Source organism: Mucilaginibacter sp. P25 (genome assembly GCF_050859465.1).
Taxonomy (GTDB): domain Bacteria; phylum Bacteroidota; class Bacteroidia; order Sphingobacteriales; family Sphingobacteriaceae; genus Mucilaginibacter; species Mucilaginibacter gossypii.
In genome coordinates this window covers 5,566,917-5,582,055 of sequence record NZ_CP193937.1, presented here as the reverse complement: position 1 = coordinate 5,582,055, position 15,139 = coordinate 5,566,917, and the positions used below count along the sequence as shown (strand labels likewise).

Below are 15,139 nucleotides of genomic sequence, written 5' to 3'. Positions count from 1 at the left end.
AAATTAGCACATTGCTTTATTCAAAGCGCGGATCGCCTCATCGAAATCTTCGCGGGCTATCAAAAACTGGATATTGACCATTCTTAGTGCAAAGCCACAGCTTTTGATATTGATCCCTTTTTGGGCCAATGCTGTTGCGGATTTGGCAAGTAAACCCGGCTGATCCATGTTGGAGCCTATCAGGCAAACCATCGCCATTTTTTCAACAGCAACTTTTTCGTAATTATCTTCCAGTTCGCCAATCAGTTTTTTATTGTAGTCCTTCTCCCATATCACTATAGAAATGCTGTTAGCGCTGGTGGCTTTGAAGCTATAGCTAACGCCAAACTTGTAAAACAACTGCATGATATGAAAATCGGTACCTACGTTACCAACCATTGAGGGATCGTAAATATCGATCATGATCACCTTATCGGTGCCGGTGATAACCTCAACACGCTTTTTATCACAAATATATTCGCGGGTAATCAGAGTACCCGGGTGTTCCGGTTGAAAGGTGTTTTTGATCCGCAGGTCGATATCATTTATTTCCAGCGGTTTTGACGCTTTTGGGTGGATAGCTTCCATGCCCACGTCGGCCAGCTGATCGGCAACATCATAGTTGGTGTTACCTACCGGAAAACAGTTTTCAACGCCAACCAGTTGAGGGTCGGCAGTGCAAAGGTGGTATTCTTTATGGATGATGGCTTCCTGTGGTTGTACAGCCACGGCAATTTTACTGAAAGTAACTTCCGAATAGCCGCGGTCGAACTCGCGCATAATACCTTCCGTGCCTTTGGCGTAGCCGGTAACAACGGTAATGGTTTTTGAAAAATCAATATGGGCAAGGTCTTTCTTAATGCGTTGATCAATGGTTAATGCACGGTGGTCATGAAAACCGCTCAGGTCAACCAAAGTAGCATTGATACCCATATTTTGCAGGATATTGGTAAAGTTAAATGCCGAATGGCTTTCACCTATAGATGCCAGGATCTCTCTCGCAGCCTGTAAAATGCCTTCTTTACCTACATACCCTGATGCCAGAATATTAGCCAGGTTCTCCAGATAGGTTTGAGCATCGTTGATCCTTGTTTCAATGTACTTATCGGCTTCGGCTATATTCAAGCCAAGGGCTTCATAAGTTTTATTGATCTGCTTTAAACGCGTAATTAATTGTTTTAACGGCGTATGGAAGTCCTTATAATTGGCAAGCTTGTGATATACGCCCGGCGCGCCTGTCTTTTTGTTTTCGAGCAGGAGGTTGGTTACCCCCGAAAATGCCGATACTACAAATATGCGGTTGTAAAGTTGTTCCCCGCTGCGTTCAAACAGGATAATGTTTTTTATCACATCACCCAAAGCGGTCATGGATGTACCGCCAATTTTTTCTACTGTTAACATTTTATATTGAAAAGATCAGCAGTCAAATACCATAACCATATCAATTGTTGTAGCTATTTATTAATTGGTTGAATGTAAATAGCTTGTATCTGAACTGCTTTTTTAAAATAACTCATTTTGATATACGCTATCAAAACGATTGAAATATAATGATTAAAAGCTTTAAACCTTCGGCATTAAGCTTTCTGCTTAAACTAACTGTCCTTTTTATACAAATCACCTGCTTTTTCGGCCGACAGACGGATGCCTTTGATCATGGCCGAACTGAAACCGTGGTGCTCCATTTCATTTAAGCCGGCAATAGTACAGCCGCTTGGCGAGGTTACCTTATCAATTTCCTGCTCGGGGTGCGATGCCAGTTGTAGTAACAAGTCGGCCGCTCCCTTGGCTGTTTGGGCTGCCATCTTTAAGGCGTCATGCGCATGAAAGCCAATCTCTGTTCCGCCTTGTGAAGCAGCGCGGATCGACCTTAAAAAGAAAGCGATACCACAGGCACAAAGAGCTGTGGCCGAGGTCATCAATTCTTCATTGATCTGGATAGTTACACCAACCGTATCAAACAATGATTTGGTCATGTTGATATTTTTATTGGTGCCGTTATCTGTAGCGATACAGGTCATGGAGTGGCCTATCGCAATCGCGGTGTTCGGCATTGCCCTGATCACCTGTACATTTAGGTCAAGGTGCTGGCGGATATCGGCACAGCTAACGCCAGAGATAACTGAGATCAATAATTGCTTATCCGGCTTTAACGAAGGTTTGATTTCGTCTAACAGTTTATTGAGTTGTTGCGGCAGTACGGCCAGCACAATAATATCGGCTTTGCGCACGGCACGCAGGTTATTGTCTGACACATGGTACCCCTGCTCGGCATATTGAGCCAGCGCAGCTACGTTACGACGGGTTAATGATATTTGCTGGGGTTTACAAATACCCTTTTTAACCAAACCTTTGGCTAATGAAAGCCCTATGTTACCGGAGCCTAATATTGAAATGTGCTGTTGTGCGTTCATGCGCTTTTTGTTAAACGTGTTCCAAATGGTTTGTTATCTTTCAATTGGCCCAGATCATCTGATTTGCCAATAATTACTGCCTTCACACCACAAGCAATTGCGGTAAAAGCGTTGTCAAGTTTAGGTAGCATACCACTGTGTATTATCCTTTCCACTTTTAGTTCCTCGTAGTGCTGCGGGTTAATTTCCCTGATCAGCGATTCTTCGTCATTAATATCCTTTAGCACACCCTTTTTTTCAAAGCAGTATATGAGGGTGGTTTCATATAATCCCGATAACGATACCGCCAATGCCGAAGCAATGGTATCTGCATTTGTATTTAGCAGCTGCCCTTCGCCGTCATGCGTTATAGCACAGAAAACGGGGGTAAAGCCTGCTTCCATCAACCGGCTTATATTTTCGGGGTTGATAGAGTCTTTAACAATATCGCCCACAAAACCATAGTCAATAGTTTTTACCGGCCGTTTAACCGCTTTAATAAAGTTGCCATCGGCACCGGTCAGGCCTATGGCGTTGTTGCCAAAACGCTGCAACTGGGCTACAATATTTTTATTGATGAGGCCTCCATAAACCATGGTGACCACCCTCAGCGTTTCAATATCAGTGATGCGCCTGCCATCAACCATTTTCGATTCAATACCTAAATCTTCGGCCATTTGTGTGGCCACTTTTCCACCGCCGTGTACCAGGATCTTCAGGCCGTCGAGCGCTTCAAAGTCCTTTAAAAAATGATATAGGTTTTCAGAGTTATCAATAACGTTTCCACCTATTTTGATTATATAAAGGCTCTTCTTTGATGGTAATTTACCCGTTTTGATATGATCTGTATCAATTTTATTCATTCCAGCTGTTAATATAACTCTTTTAGTGCCAAATTTCCACTTTTTTAAGCGGAAAACTGTTAAAATTACGAAAATATAGCGTGTTTTTTCAAAAATTGATTTAAAAATGAATAATGGGACTTGCAGTTTAAGTTTACAATTTGATTATGAAAGAATTAGTAATATTGGAAAACTTTAAGGCATTATCCTTGCTTATAACTATCTATGGAGCAAAAAAAGAATACCAGGCCGCGGGTGGCAATTATAGGCGGAGGATTTGGCGGGATCCATTTAGCTAAAAAACTAAAAGATGCGCCCGTTGATGTACTGATGATTGACAAGCATAATTATCACACGTTTCAGCCTTTGTTGTACCAGGTAGCAGGAGGCTCCATAGCTGCCGATTCAATTGGCTTTCCATTGCGCCGGATCTTTACCAGGCAAAAGAATTTTCGATTCGCACTTGCTGAGGTGCAAAAGATCAACCCCGAAACTAATACGCTTGATACTGACATCGGTACCATTTATTACGATTACCTTGCTATAGCTACCGGCTCCAATACCAACTTTTTTGGTAACAAAGAGATAGAGCATTTTGCTATGCCGATGAAGAATATCCCTGAGGCATTAAACTTAAGGAGCCTGATCCTGCAAAACCTCGAAATGTCGCTCGTATCTAAAGATCCGGAAGAAAAAGCGGCGCTAATGACCTTTGTGGTTGTAGGAGGAGGGCCAACCGGCGTGGAGCTATCTGGTGCACTCGCCGAAATGCGCGAGCTGATATTAATGAAGGATTATCATGGTTTGCGCAAACACAGCATGAGTGTTTACCTTGTTGAGGGTAAAGCGGAACTGCTGGCCGCGTTTTCGCCGGGGGCGAGGGCCAAGGCGAAAAGGTTTTTGCAGGATATGGACGTAACCATTTATAACAGCGCACACGTGGAAAGCTATAATGGCTATGAACTCAAGATAGATAACGGCACATCGCTGTTAACCCGTAATGTACTTTGGGCGGCAGGAGTAAAGGGGGAATTTCCTGAAGGTATTTCTGCCGATAATATAGCGCGGGGTAACCGCATCCTGGTTGATGAATTTAACAAGGTAAAAGGTTACGAAAATATTTATGCAATAGGTGATGTAGCTGCCATGATTACGGATGAATATCCAAACGGGCATCCGGGTGTTGCACCGGTAGCTATCCAGCAGGGACAAAATCTGGGTGAGAACGTGTACCGAATGTTTGACCGTAAACCGTTGGTGCCATTTAAATACAAGGACAAGGGTTCGCTTGCAACCATAGGCCGAAATAAAGCGGTGGCCGACTTGGGGAAAATTCATTTCCAGGGATTTTTTGCCTGGCTGGTGTGGGGATTTGTACACATCATGTCGCTTGCAGGCTTTACCAATAAGGGTATCATATTTTTTAGCTGGGCCATCAACTATTTTACCAAAAATAGCGACAACCGACTCATCGTACGCTATTTTGATACCGAAACCCGAATGACGGATCCCGAATCGAGATAAAAACAAACAATAATCCTTTTAAATCCTTACTTGTAAGTATTTATGGATCTGTTTGTTGTAATAGCTTTGCTGGTTATTGTCAGCGCGATATTTTCGTACCTTAACGCCCGCTTTATTAAGCTGCCGGGCACTATTGGCATTGTGCTGCTGGCAACCATTACTTCTATCACCATACTTATTGTAGATAAGATTGATTCGTCGATAGCGGATTACCTGGGTACACTTGCCAAAAATATCAACTTTTCAAAAGCGGTATTGAATGTGCTGCTTGGTTTCCTGCTTTTTTCAAGCTCATTTAACTTAGATGGCCGGAAGCTGAAGAGAGAAATGCGCCCCGTATTTGTACTAAGCACATTGGGGGTTGTTATTTCGACTGCGGTGTTTGGATGCCTGTTATTTTATGTAGCCCCGTTTTTTCATATCCATATGCCGCTGATCTATAGCCTGTTGTTCGGCGCTTTGATTTCACCCACCGATCCGGTGGCGGTTGCAGCCATTATCCGTAATTCAAAGTTACCTGCCAATCTTGAAACCATTATTTCGGGCGAATCGCTTTTTAATGATGGGATAGGGCTGATCCTGTTTGTGATCATCCTGGAGGTGGCGCGGGTAGGAGAAGAGAAAATTGAACTGGCTAAGGTTGTAGCGCTTATTGTTAAAGAAATTATTGGCGGGATAGTAGCCGGGGGAATTTTAGGTTATGTCGCTCACCGGTTGATGCGCTCGGTTAAGGATTTTCAAACTATCGTATTGATCTCGCTGGCCTTAGTAATGGGTTTATCCGTATTGGCCGTTTTGCTTGATTTTTCAATTCCATTATCAGTTGTTACAGCTGGACTGTTTGCCGGGAGCCAATCTATTAACCAGGATAATAAAGAACGTTCGCACGAGGCGCTGGAGAAATTCTGGAAGCTGGTTGATGAGATACTGAACACCATTTTATTTGTAATGATTGGCTTGCAACTGGTTAACCTGCCTTTTGTAAATAATTACTGGGTAACGGGAAGCCTTTCTATAGTTACAGTTTTAATAGCCCGTTGGCTGAGTATTATGCTGCCGCTAACGTTTTTAAGGCATACTCTTAAAGTGAACTATAGCAATATCAACATTATGACCTGGGCCGGTCTGCGCGGGGCTATATCTATAGCCCTTGCGTTGTCTTTACCCAATACGCCATACCGGCACCTGATTTTGTCCGGCAGTTATTTTATTGTGATATTTTCGGTAATAGTTCAGGGATTGACGTTGAACAGAATGATAAACAGCGCTTCTAAAAAGATAGAAGAATAAACCATGCTGCGCGGGTTTGGTGCAGCGTAACCCGGTAGGATATTATTTAAGACGCGACATGTATTTGCCAATCTCCGCTTCAGTAGTGTCCGTACTTTTGCCTAATGCATTGATGATGTTTTCCCGTTCCGTTTCGCTACGGTTTTGACTAAGTTTTTGTTTGCCTTGCAGGTCGTCAACTATGATTTCGAAGGCTACTATACCTTTCATCATCCGTTGCTTATATTCGTCTGGTAAATTGTTCCATTGGGTAAGATAATCGGCCTCATAATTACCGATCATCTGTGCTAACAGCTTGGCTGTTTGTTCGCCTTCAGGCAGGATTGTTGCTTTGCCGTAAGCGTGTACCGCGATATAATTCCAGGTAGGTACGTTGGTTCCCTTTTCGTAATGTTTGGGTGAGATATAAGCGTGAGGCTCAGTAAAGATCACCAATATTTCCTTTCCAATAATTTCAGCAGCCTGCGGGTTGGCCTTGGCGAAATGAGACGACAAAACAATTTTATCATCGCGTTTGCTTACCAGGAAGGGAAGATGCGTAGCAAACGGAACGTTATCAGTAGCTGTTACAATTGTTGCAAAGCTATAGCGCTGCATAAAGCTGATTGCTTCCTGCTCATTCGTTAACTGGAAATGTTTTGGCGTATACATCGGGAGGAAAGATTTAAGACGAGAAGAAGCAAGAACCAAGACAGATTTGCTTTGATTCTTGCTTTTATATGAACAACAATTACTTACAAACTTTCCAGCATCTGTTTGAGCACAGCTTGCGCAGCCCAAACACGGTTGCCGGCTTCGTGTACAACGATTGAGTTTGGCCCGTCTAATATTTCGTCAGAGAGCTCCAGGTTACGGCGCACCGGTAAGCAATGCATTACTTTGGCATTGTTGGTTTGCTCCAGCTTTTTGTTAGTAAGCATCCACTCTTCGTGTTTGCCTAATATATTGCCATAAGGCTCATACGCCGACCAGTTTTTTACGTAGATGAAATCCGCGCCGGCTAAAGCCTCATCCTGATCATAAGAGATATTTGCACCCTGGGTAAAATCGGTACAAAGCTCATATCCTTTAGGCTGCACGATAGTAAAGTCGACATCCGCCTTGCACATCCACTCCGAGAATGAGTTAGGAACAGCCTGCGGCAAAGGTTTGATATGCGGCGCCCAGGTTAAAACCACTTTAGGACGCGCTGTTGTTTTCAGCTCTTCAATAGTGATCAAGTCGGCCAAACTTTGCAGCGGGTGGCGGGTAGCTGATTCCAGGCTCACAACCGGCACTTTGCAAAATTCAACAAACTTATTGAAAATCATTTCGCTGTAATCTTCCTCACGGTTCCTTAAGCCAGGGAACGAACGAACGCCAATAATATCAGCGTATTGGCCCATAACGCCTGCGGCTTCACGGATATGCTCAACAGTAGTGCCATCCATGATCACGCCGTCGCGCAGTTCAAGTGCCCAGCCTTCTTTATCGATATTGAGCACCATTACATTCATGCCCAAATTGATAGCAGCTTTTTGTGTACTCATTCGGGTACGTAAACTTGGATTTAAAAACACTAATGCAAGTGTTTTATTTTTACCAAGCTTTTGGTGGGCAAAGGGATCCTGCTTAAGCGCCAATGCCTCTTTTACAAGTGCGTTAACATCAGCAACATCATTAACAGAAGAGAATAGTTTCATGAACTTTACAATTAATTGGTGTGTTTTCTGTCATCTATTTTTTTAAGTCTCCCCTTTAGGGGAGATTTAGAGGGGCGTCTATTGATTCAATACATTTACAAAAGCTTCCAGGAACCTATCGGCATGAGCTTTAGTTAAGTTCAAAGCAGGTAATAACCTGATCACGTTTGGTTTAGCTTCACCAGTAAATATATGGTGCTTGTTTAACAGTTCTTTACGGGCATGGGCCAATTCTTCGGGCAATTCTATACCGATCATTAAACCACGGCCACGAACTTCTTTAACCTGTTCCAGCTTGTTAAGCTCCTTTATTAAGTAGCCGCCAACTTCAGCAGCATTTTGCAACAGGTTATCCTGTTCCATAGTTTCAAGAACGGCTAAACCTGCAGCGCAAGCCAGATGGTTCCCACCAAAAGTAGTACCTAACATGCCATATACCGGCTGTATTTTAGGCGAAATGATGATACCTCCCACAGGGAAACCATTACCCATGCCTTTAGCCATACTGTAGATATCAGCATTAACACCGGCAAAATCATGCGAAAAGAATTTACCTGTACGGCCGTAACCGCATTGTACAGAATCGGCAATGAATACTGCATTATATTCATCGCACAGTGAGCGAATCTTTTGCAGGAAGCCCTCTGGTGCAACCTGGATACCACCAACACCCTGAATACCTTCGATAATTACTGAAGTGATTTCGTTGTTTTTGAATGCTTCTTCCAGCGCTGCTTCATCGGCCCATGGCAAAAAAATCACGTTATCAGTTTCGTTGATAGGAGCGACGATCTTCGGGTTGTCAGTAACCGCCACAGCCAATGAGGTACGGCCGTGGAACGATTTGCTGAATGCAATTACTTTCTTTTTTCCATTGTAAAAAGAAGCCAGTTTTAAAGCATTCTCATTAGCCTCGGCACCGGAGTTGCACAGAAATAACTGGTAATCTTCCTTGCCTGAAACTTTTCCCAACTTTTGAGCTAACTCTTTTTGAATAGGAATCTCGATAGAATTAGAATAAAAGCCAAGTTTATGCAATTGATCTTCTAAACGTTTTACGTAGTTTGGATGGGTATGACCGATAGAAATTACGGCGTGGCCACCATACATGTCAAGGTATTCAGTATCGTGAGCGTCATAAACTAAACTGCCCTGGCCCCTAACTATATTAATTGGATTTATAGGATAAACATCAAATAATTTCATTTCTTAAATGGTATAAAAATTTAGTACTTAATTAATAACAGAACTTTCAGAATTCGGCGAGCAGCTCTTCTAAAAGCCGATCGCCTTAAGTCGTAAGCCTGCGCGTTCGTCCAGCCCGAACAATAAGTTCATGTTCTGTACTGCCTGGCCGGAAGCGCCCTTAAGTAAGTTGTCCATTATGCTGATAATGAATATTTTGTTGTCGTGTTTTTTTACCTGGATAAAGCATTTATTGGTGTTTACAATTTGCTTTAAATCAATATTGCGATTGGTGACATGCGTAAAAGGATGCCCATCGTAGCAGCTTTGGTAAAGTGCTAATGCTTCTTCCTCGCTCAAATCGCTCTCAGTATAAATTGAAGCAATAATGCCTCGGGTAAAGTCGCCACGGTAAGGAATAAAGTTGATAGCCTTATCAAAACCGGCTTGCAACTGCCTTAACGACTGACCGATCTCATTTAAATGCTGGTGACTGAATGCTTTGTAAACAGAAAGGTTATCATTACGCCAGGTAAAGTGTGAGGTCGGCGATAAACTTTGTCCTGCACCGGTTGAACCTGTTGTAGCAGTAACGTGTACTTCGTTGTTTAGCAAACCTTTTGAAGCCAGTGGAAGTAAACCCAATTGCAAACAGGTAGCAAAGCAACCGGGGTTAGCAATATTAGAGGCTGTTTTAATAGCCTCACGGTTTAACTCCGGCAAGCCGTAAACAAAGCTTTTACCGTTTAATGTTGAGTTTTGGTTCAGCCTGAAATCCTGGCTTAAGTCAATGATCTTAACCGAATCGGGGATAACGTTTGCTTCCAGGAACTTTTTGGCGTCACCGTGACCAACGCAAAGGAATAACACGTCAATATCTGTAGATAATTCGGCAGCGAATTTCAGATCGGTATCACCAAACAGGTCGGTATGTACCTGGTAAACATAGTTACCCGAGTTGCTGTTGCTATGAACAAAAGCTATCTCCACGTGAGGATGGTTGATCAGGATCCGGAGCATTTCGCCACCGGTGTACCCTGCTCCGCCAATTATGCCTGCACGCACCTTATTTGATTTCAATTCTGTCATTATTTGTAGATGGATATGAATATAAAATAAACTCGAGGTCGCTCCGGTCGTTATTGCTGATGAAATGCTTTTGACCCGGATGGATCTCGATACCCTGTTCGGGCTTCAATACCGTAACCTCGCCGTCTATCGAAAATGTAGCACGGCCCTTTAAAATAAAAAATACCTGCGTGGCTTTCTCGTGGTAATGCAATTGTTCGGCAGTGTCTGGTGGCATTAACTCCTGTTTAACAGATAACGCGTCTGTATCAATGAAAGTCCAGCCATGACAATCATCGCCCCAGTTATAGTGCTTTAAGCAGTCACCTTTTGAAAACGCCGTATTAATCATTTTGGCTGTTTACTTTATGATAGATCATTACCTGGTTACCAAATATTTTGGAGAACCCTTTAACGTCTTCGCCGCTCCAGGCGTTGTTCATTTCGCCGTAGCTGCCAAACTTGTTCGACATCAGATCGTATGGTGATTCAATGCCTACCACCTGGAAGCGATATGGGTGCAACTGAACAAATACTTTACCTGTAACGTTTTTCTGAGTATCGGTTAAAAAGGCCTCGATATTGCGCATGATCGGGTCATGAAACTGACCTTCATGCAGCCAGTTGCCATAGAAAGATGATAACTGATCTTTCCATGAAAGCTGCCATTTGGTTAGCACATGTTTCTCTAAAGTATGGTGAGCTTTAATAATCACCATAGGAGCGGCGGCCTCAAAGCCTACACGGCCTTTAATACCGATAATGGTATCACCAACGTGAATATCCCTGCCAATGCCATAAGGCTGAGCAATAGCCTGTAAGGCCTGGATAGCTTTTGTTGGATGATCGTATTTTTCATCACCGATGGCTACCAACTCGCCTTTTTCAAAAGTAAGCACAAGATCTTTTACTTCAGAAGCAGTTACCTGTGTAGGCCATGCTTCTTCTGGCAGGCCAAGGTTTGAAGTCAAAGTTTCTTTACCACCTACTGATGTACCCCAGATCCCTTTGTTGATAGAGTATTTGGCTTTCTCGAAGTTCATATCAACACCATGTTTTTTCAGGTATTCTATCTCTTCTTCGCGGCTTAGTTTCAGGTCGCGGATAGGGGTGATGATCTTTACTTCAGGTACAAGGATGTTAAAGATCATGTCGAAACGCACCTGGTCATTACCTGCGCCTGTACTGCCATGGGCAACAAATTCAGCACCAATTTCTTTAGCGTAGTTAGCAATAGCTGTAGCCTGGCTTACGCGCTCGGCGCTTACCGATAGCGGATAGGTGTTGTTTTTTAATACATTGCCGTAAATTAAAAAGCGTACGCAGGTATTGTAAAAGTTTTCGGTTTCATCAACCACATGGTGAGAAGTAACGCCCATTTTATAAGCGCGTTCTTCAACGCCTTTTAACTCTTCCTCGCTAAAACCGCCGGTATTTACAATAACCGAGTGAACCTCATAACCAAGGTCCTGTGTTAAATAAATACAGCAAAAAGAGGTATCTAAACCTCCGCTATAAGCTAATACTACTTTTTTCTTCATGTTTTTGGTGAGCTTAAAGCTAAAGGCACAAGGCTTAAAGCTTTACTTATCAATTATGGTGATCTGTTTTATTAATTTACAGGTGTTAACCTTTTACCTAAATCCTAAACATCATGTTTTATACGTTTCTTTATGGCGTTCTCAATACGCTCAAGCAAAGTCGCTTTGTGCGTAATGCGCTGCATTTTCTCCTCGTATTCCTTTTGTTTTTCGGCAGGATCAAAAAGCATGGCGGTGCACATGCAGTTTTTGCGGTTTTTGCTGGTTAAAATGTCAAAGTTTACGCAGCTTTTGCAGCCGGCCCAAAAGTTTTCGTCCTGGGTTAGTTCTGAATAGGTAACGGGCTCGTAACCAAGCTCCGAGTTGATCTTCATTACCGCCAAACCGGTTGTTAACCCAAATATTTTGGCATTAGGGTATTTGGTACGCGATAACTGGAAAATTCGGTGTTTGATGGCTTTTGCCAATCCCGCCTTACGGAACTGCGGATTAACAATAAGTCCCGAGTTAGCAACAAAGTCGCCATGGCTCCAGGTTTCAATATAGCAGAAACCGGCCCAGGTACCGTCTTTATGCAGGGCTATAACAGCCTTGCCTTCCAGCATTTTATTAGCAACGTATTCGGGCGAGCGTGTAGCTATACCAGTTCCGCGCGCCTTGGCCGATTCGGCCATCTCATCGCAAATCATAGTGGCATAATCTACATGCTGTGCAGTAGCAACCTGAATATCAAAATCTTGTATTGTCATTTAAATAGATAATTACCGTGAAATTAATTGGCTTTATAAGCCTTAAATAATTAGATGGTTTTTTTAAAAAGACGTTTAAAAAACTCTTTTTGTGTGGACAGGAGAAAAATTAATTCAAACCCGTGGCATGTAGGTCCTTCGTCGGAGAGGGCAGTTTAAAAAAACAGTTGAACCCAAGGCAGCAGCAACCGGAGCAAAATTTGCTCTTGTAGCGGGCTTATTTAAGCTTGGTGTATTCATTTTTTTGTTGAATTACTGTGTTTTTAATTTGCTGCAAATTAGGCTATAAAATTTTATTTATACAAGAAAAAAATGTGATTATTTGTTGGTTGGTGAATGGTTGATTAAGTTTATTGAACGAGTGGTTGGTTTGTTGTTGTAACTCGCAGATTTACAGCAATAACCATTCACCTAATCAACCCAATCAACCATTCATTTCTTTTCAACAATATCATTGATGATCATATCAGCGTGAATGCGCGAGTTTTCGATGAACCAAAGATGGGTATCAAGGCCGCCGCAAACCACACCTGCAAGGTATAAACCAGGCATATTTGTTTCCATGGTTTCGGGGTTGTATTGCGGAATAAATTTATCTTCAGAAAGAATAATACCGAGCTTTTTCAGGAACTCAAAATTGGGCTTGTAGCCCGTCATCGCCATTACAAAATCGTTGGGAATGGTGATCAAGCCTTCCGGGGTTTGAATATCGACTTCATTTTCGCGGATGGCTTCGAGGTTTGAATTGAAATAGGCTTTAATGCTTCCTTCTTTGATGCGGTTAATAATATCCGGCCTTACCCAATATTTAACCCGGTTGCTTACCTCGCTGCCGCGGATCACCAGTGTTACCTCGGCACCTTTACGGTAGGTTTCCAGGGCCACATCAATGGCCGAGTTGCTTGAGCCAACTACCACCACTTTTTGCAGGGTATAATAATGAGGGTCTTGGTAGTAGTGTTTTACTTTGGGAAGGTTTTCGCCGGGGATATCAAGATTTACCGCGATATCATAAAAGCCGGTTGAAAGGATCACGTTTTTAGCCTGGTAGGTTGCCTTTTTTGTGGTGATGGTGTAAAAGCCATTTTCCGGCTTTACTTCAGTAACTTCTTCAAAAAGATGAATGGGCAAGTTATTTGAAAGTGCTACGCGGCGATAATATTCCAAAGCATCATTGCGGGTAGGCTTGTTATGTACAGTAACAAAGGGAACGCCGCCGATCTCCAATTTCTCAGATGTGGAGAAAAACGTCATGGTAGCGGGATAGTTGTACAATGAATTTACAAGCGTGCCTTTTTCGACAATTACGAAACTTAAACCGGCTTTTTGAGCAGCAAGTCCGCAAGCTAAACCTATCGGGCCACCGCCAATAATAAATATATCAAGCATTTGATGTACTTTATGAAATTTAAGAAATCATGAACCTGTGCAGGTTCGGGGCATTTTTGCCGGTGCGGCAAAAATAAGAAAATAAAAAAGGGTAAGCTACTTTTATCGCGCCGCTCAACTCTCTACCCTTGCTGTGTTCCCACCCTGGGGGAGTTCAAGAGGAGCTGGCCGTAAAAGACTTACCCCGGCGCAAATATAGAAAAAGGTAGCGTTTATGGTTAAGAAAATGTTAAAAAAGGCTTATCTGTTGATTTATAGATGGATAATTTTTAATTTGCCTTGCTATTGCCAGGTTATCATACTTCGTTAACACGTTTTCATCTCCCCGAAATTCAAATTCCCGATAAGTTTTGGCATGTTGGTCGAGATCAAGCAACAAATTTTTTAAAATAGTAAGCCGGTTCACAACAAATTTTACCTTCATTTCCCTTTTTTGAAAATAGGGCCAAAGCAGGTTAAATTGTTCGGGCGTTATGGCCCTTGCTATGGTAATATGAGGTATGGTACTGCTATCGCCAACAATACCCTTCAATAGTTTAATCCAATATTTATTTTGTTCGGTGAGCTTAAGCCTGGCAAAAATGGTTTTGTTATAGTCATTACTCTCATTAAAGCAATCAAATCCATCTGTTTCAAAAACAACGGGAGGCAGCAAACTAAGTTTACGGCTCAAAAACGAGAAGCCCTGAACGTCTACATCAAGCGGTTTGCGCGGATAATTGTTTATGGTGATATGCGACCGGGCATGCATGCTGGGATAATTACCGATAACACGTTTTGCTTCGCTTTTTAATTTCCGGATCATAACATCTACATGATCAGGTATCGGGAGGATAAAATGATAAAATGCGTAGTCCATGATTGTTAAATTTTAAATGAATAAATTGATCTGATCAGGGTCGCCGGCTTTAAGTAGTTCCAGTTCATCGCGGGTATAGCCGGGGCCGGTCATGTTTTTAAATTCAAAAGTTTTAAACTTATCCCATTTGGCAAAGGCGTCAAGTGTATCGCGTTTCAATATGGTAAGTTCTTTGATCCAAAAAGGCTCCACCAATTTTTTATGCTTAAAATGCGGCCAAAGTGTGTCGAAATCTTTTTCGGCAATATCACGCACAACCGTTACATGTGGGATAAGATTTTTTTAATGCGCAGCTTCTTTTTAAGGTGTTAAACCATTCGTCGGTAGCGGGTGTTGCGCGGATGTTGGCATAAATGGTCATGCGGCTGTGCAAGTGGGTAAAATGATAAAAACCATCCATATGCAGCAATACCGGTGGCATGGTATTCAGGGCCTGTTCCATCAATTCCAGGTTTTTATCGGCCATAAAGGGCTTTTGCCTCTCCAGGTGTTGTATAGAGATATGAGCAGGCGAATCCATGCTTTGGTAACTGCCAATAAGCCTCGCCGATGCCTTTTTGTAACGCGCAATCTCATGCTTCACCGTGTCGGGAGGCGATAATAACAGCAGGTAGTCTTCATATATACTCATTTGCTTC

The 15,139-nt window shown here is 42.6% G+C and carries 16 protein-coding genes and 1 other RNA gene; 2 read left to right on the top strand and 15 right to left on the bottom strand.

The genetic code is table 11. From position 1 onward, the window contains the following. Positions 1–3 precede the first annotated feature (3 nt). From ACRQ5D_RS28095 to argB, 3 genes are all read right to left on the bottom strand, one after another. Positions 4–1,380 carry an aspartate kinase gene (locus tag ACRQ5D_RS28095; RefSeq protein WP_091162673.1) on the bottom strand — a complete coding sequence of 459 codons (1,377 nt, stop codon included), beginning with the start codon at positions 1,378–1,380 and terminating at the stop codon, positions 4–6. A 194-nt stretch (positions 1,381–1,574) separates the two neighbouring features. After that, complete coding sequence (gene proC, locus ACRQ5D_RS28090; protein ID WP_090527080.1) at positions 1,575–2,393, bottom strand: pyrroline-5-carboxylate reductase; 819 nt, start codon at positions 2,391–2,393, stop codon at positions 1,575–1,577. Further along, positions 2,390–3,235, bottom strand: a complete 846-nt coding sequence (gene argB, locus ACRQ5D_RS28085; protein WP_091162674.1) for an acetylglutamate kinase — start codon at positions 3,233–3,235, stop codon at positions 2,390–2,392. Before argB ends, proC begins: the two co-directional genes overlap by 4 nt. Before the next feature lie 204 nt (positions 3,236–3,439). Between argB and ACRQ5D_RS28080 the strand changes: the two genes are divergently transcribed. Continuing rightward, positions 3,440–4,738 (top strand): NAD(P)/FAD-dependent oxidoreductase, encoded by a 1,299-nt coding sequence (locus ACRQ5D_RS28080; RefSeq protein WP_143020676.1) that lies wholly within the window; start codon positions 3,440–3,442, stop codon positions 4,736–4,738. A 42-nt stretch (positions 4,739–4,780) separates the two neighbouring features. Then, positions 4,781–6,028 carry a cation:proton antiporter gene (locus tag ACRQ5D_RS28075; protein ID WP_432327326.1) on the top strand — a complete coding sequence of 416 codons (1,248 nt, stop codon included), beginning with the start codon at positions 4,781–4,783 and terminating at the stop codon, positions 6,026–6,028. A 42-nt stretch (positions 6,029–6,070) separates the two neighbouring features. On the opposite strand, the gene ACRQ5D_RS28070 is transcribed toward ACRQ5D_RS28075, so the two are convergent. The 12 genes from ACRQ5D_RS28070 to ACRQ5D_RS28015 form a co-directional block, all read right to left on the bottom strand. Then, the gene (locus ACRQ5D_RS28070) at positions 6,071–6,679 is read right to left on the bottom strand and encodes an FMN-binding negative transcriptional regulator (RefSeq protein WP_431198509.1); all 609 of its coding nucleotides are present in this window, start codon (positions 6,677–6,679) and stop codon (positions 6,071–6,073) included. A gap of 83 nt (positions 6,680–6,762) precedes the next feature. After that, positions 6,763–7,710 carry an N-acetylornithine carbamoyltransferase gene (locus ACRQ5D_RS28065; RefSeq protein WP_091162677.1) on the bottom strand — a complete coding sequence of 316 codons (948 nt, stop codon included), beginning with the start codon at positions 7,708–7,710 and terminating at the stop codon, positions 6,763–6,765. 78 nt (positions 7,711–7,788) lie between these two features. Further along, a complete protein-coding gene (locus tag ACRQ5D_RS28060) occupies positions 7,789–8,916 on the bottom strand; it encodes an aspartate aminotransferase family protein (protein ID WP_091162678.1) in 1,128 nt (375 codons plus the stop codon). 69 nt (positions 8,917–8,985) lie between these two features. Next, on the bottom strand, positions 8,986–9,984 hold the full coding sequence (gene argC, locus ACRQ5D_RS28055; RefSeq protein ID WP_091162679.1) for an N-acetyl-gamma-glutamyl-phosphate reductase: 999 nt from the start codon (positions 9,982–9,984) through the stop codon (positions 8,986–8,988). Then, the gene (locus ACRQ5D_RS28050) at positions 9,962–10,315 is read right to left on the bottom strand and encodes a cupin domain-containing protein (RefSeq protein ID WP_091162680.1); all 354 of its coding nucleotides are present in this window, start codon (positions 10,313–10,315) and stop codon (positions 9,962–9,964) included. Before ACRQ5D_RS28050 ends, argC begins: the two co-directional genes overlap by 23 nt. After that, positions 10,308–11,504, bottom strand: a complete 1,197-nt coding sequence (argG, locus tag ACRQ5D_RS28045; RefSeq protein WP_091162681.1) for an argininosuccinate synthase — start codon at positions 11,502–11,504, stop codon at positions 10,308–10,310. Before argG ends, ACRQ5D_RS28050 begins: the two co-directional genes overlap by 8 nt. Positions 11,505–11,608: 104 nt before the next feature. Continuing rightward, complete coding sequence (locus ACRQ5D_RS28040; RefSeq protein WP_090527097.1) at positions 11,609–12,253, bottom strand: N-acetyltransferase; 645 nt, start codon at positions 12,251–12,253, stop codon at positions 11,609–11,611. A 432-nt stretch (positions 12,254–12,685) separates the two neighbouring features. Next, on the bottom strand, positions 12,686–13,642 hold the full coding sequence (locus ACRQ5D_RS28035; protein WP_091162682.1) for a YpdA family putative bacillithiol disulfide reductase: 957 nt from the start codon (positions 13,640–13,642) through the stop codon (positions 12,686–12,688). A gap of 86 nt (positions 13,643–13,728) precedes the next feature. Then, positions 13,729–13,827, bottom strand: an RNA gene (ffs, locus tag ACRQ5D_RS28030) — signal recognition particle sRNA small type. A 44-nt stretch (positions 13,828–13,871) separates the two neighbouring features. Continuing rightward, positions 13,872–14,501 carry a hypothetical protein gene (locus ACRQ5D_RS28025; RefSeq protein WP_091162683.1) on the bottom strand — a complete coding sequence of 210 codons (630 nt, stop codon included), beginning with the start codon at positions 14,499–14,501 and terminating at the stop codon, positions 13,872–13,874. A 12-nt stretch (positions 14,502–14,513) separates the two neighbouring features. Then, positions 14,514–14,756, bottom strand: a complete 243-nt coding sequence (locus tag ACRQ5D_RS28020; protein ID WP_431198508.1) for a hypothetical protein — start codon at positions 14,754–14,756, stop codon at positions 14,514–14,516. Next, positions 14,749–15,132 carry a 2'-5' RNA ligase family protein gene (locus ACRQ5D_RS28015; RefSeq protein ID WP_431198507.1) on the bottom strand — a complete coding sequence of 128 codons (384 nt, stop codon included), beginning with the start codon at positions 15,130–15,132 and terminating at the stop codon, positions 14,749–14,751. The genes ACRQ5D_RS28020 and ACRQ5D_RS28015 overlap by 8 nt, the downstream gene beginning before the upstream one ends. Positions 15,133–15,139: the final 7 nt, after the last annotated feature.

What these genes read in the sequence shown, in the direction of transcription:
- ACRQ5D_RS28095 (WP_091162673.1), bottom strand. Translation starts at nt 1,380, where the DNA reads ATGTTAACAGTAGAAAAAATTGGCGGTACATCCATGACCGCTTTGGGT.
- proC (WP_090527080.1), bottom strand. Translation starts at nt 2,393, where the DNA reads ATGAACGCACAACAGCACATTTCAATATTAGGCTCCGGTAACATAGGG.
- argB (WP_091162674.1), bottom strand. Translation starts at nt 3,235, where the DNA reads ATGAATAAAATTGATACAGATCATATCAAAACGGGTAAATTACCATCA.
- ACRQ5D_RS28080 (WP_143020676.1), top strand. Translation starts at nt 3,440, where the DNA reads ATGGAGCAAAAAAAGAATACCAGGCCGCGGGTGGCAATTATAGGCGGA.
- ACRQ5D_RS28075 (WP_432327326.1), top strand. Translation starts at nt 4,781, where the DNA reads ATGGATCTGTTTGTTGTAATAGCTTTGCTGGTTATTGTCAGCGCGATA.
- ACRQ5D_RS28070 (WP_431198509.1), bottom strand. Translation starts at nt 6,679, where the DNA reads ATGTATACGCCAAAACATTTCCAGTTAACGAATGAGCAGGAAGCAATC.
- ACRQ5D_RS28065 (WP_091162677.1), bottom strand. Translation starts at nt 7,710, where the DNA reads ATGAAACTATTCTCTTCTGTTAATGATGTTGCTGATGTTAACGCACTT.
- ACRQ5D_RS28060 (WP_091162678.1), bottom strand. Translation starts at nt 8,916, where the DNA reads ATGAAATTATTTGATGTTTATCCTATAAATCCAATTAATATAGTTAGG.
- argC (WP_091162679.1), bottom strand. Translation starts at nt 9,984, where the DNA reads ATGACAGAATTGAAATCAAATAAGGTGCGTGCAGGCATAATTGGCGGA.
- ACRQ5D_RS28050 (WP_091162680.1), bottom strand. Translation starts at nt 10,315, where the DNA reads ATGATTAATACGGCGTTTTCAAAAGGTGACTGCTTAAAGCACTATAAC.
- argG (WP_091162681.1), bottom strand. Translation starts at nt 11,504, where the DNA reads ATGAAGAAAAAAGTAGTATTAGCTTATAGCGGAGGTTTAGATACCTCT.
- ACRQ5D_RS28040 (WP_090527097.1), bottom strand. Translation starts at nt 12,253, where the DNA reads ATGACAATACAAGATTTTGATATTCAGGTTGCTACTGCACAGCATGTA.
- ACRQ5D_RS28035 (WP_091162682.1), bottom strand. Translation starts at nt 13,642, where the DNA reads ATGCTTGATATATTTATTATTGGCGGTGGCCCGATAGGTTTAGCTTGC.
- ACRQ5D_RS28025 (WP_091162683.1), bottom strand. Translation starts at nt 14,501, where the DNA reads ATGGACTACGCATTTTATCATTTTATCCTCCCGATACCTGATCATGTA.
- ACRQ5D_RS28015 (WP_431198507.1), bottom strand. Translation starts at nt 15,132, where the DNA reads ATGAGTATATATGAAGACTACCTGCTGTTATTATCGCCTCCCGACACG.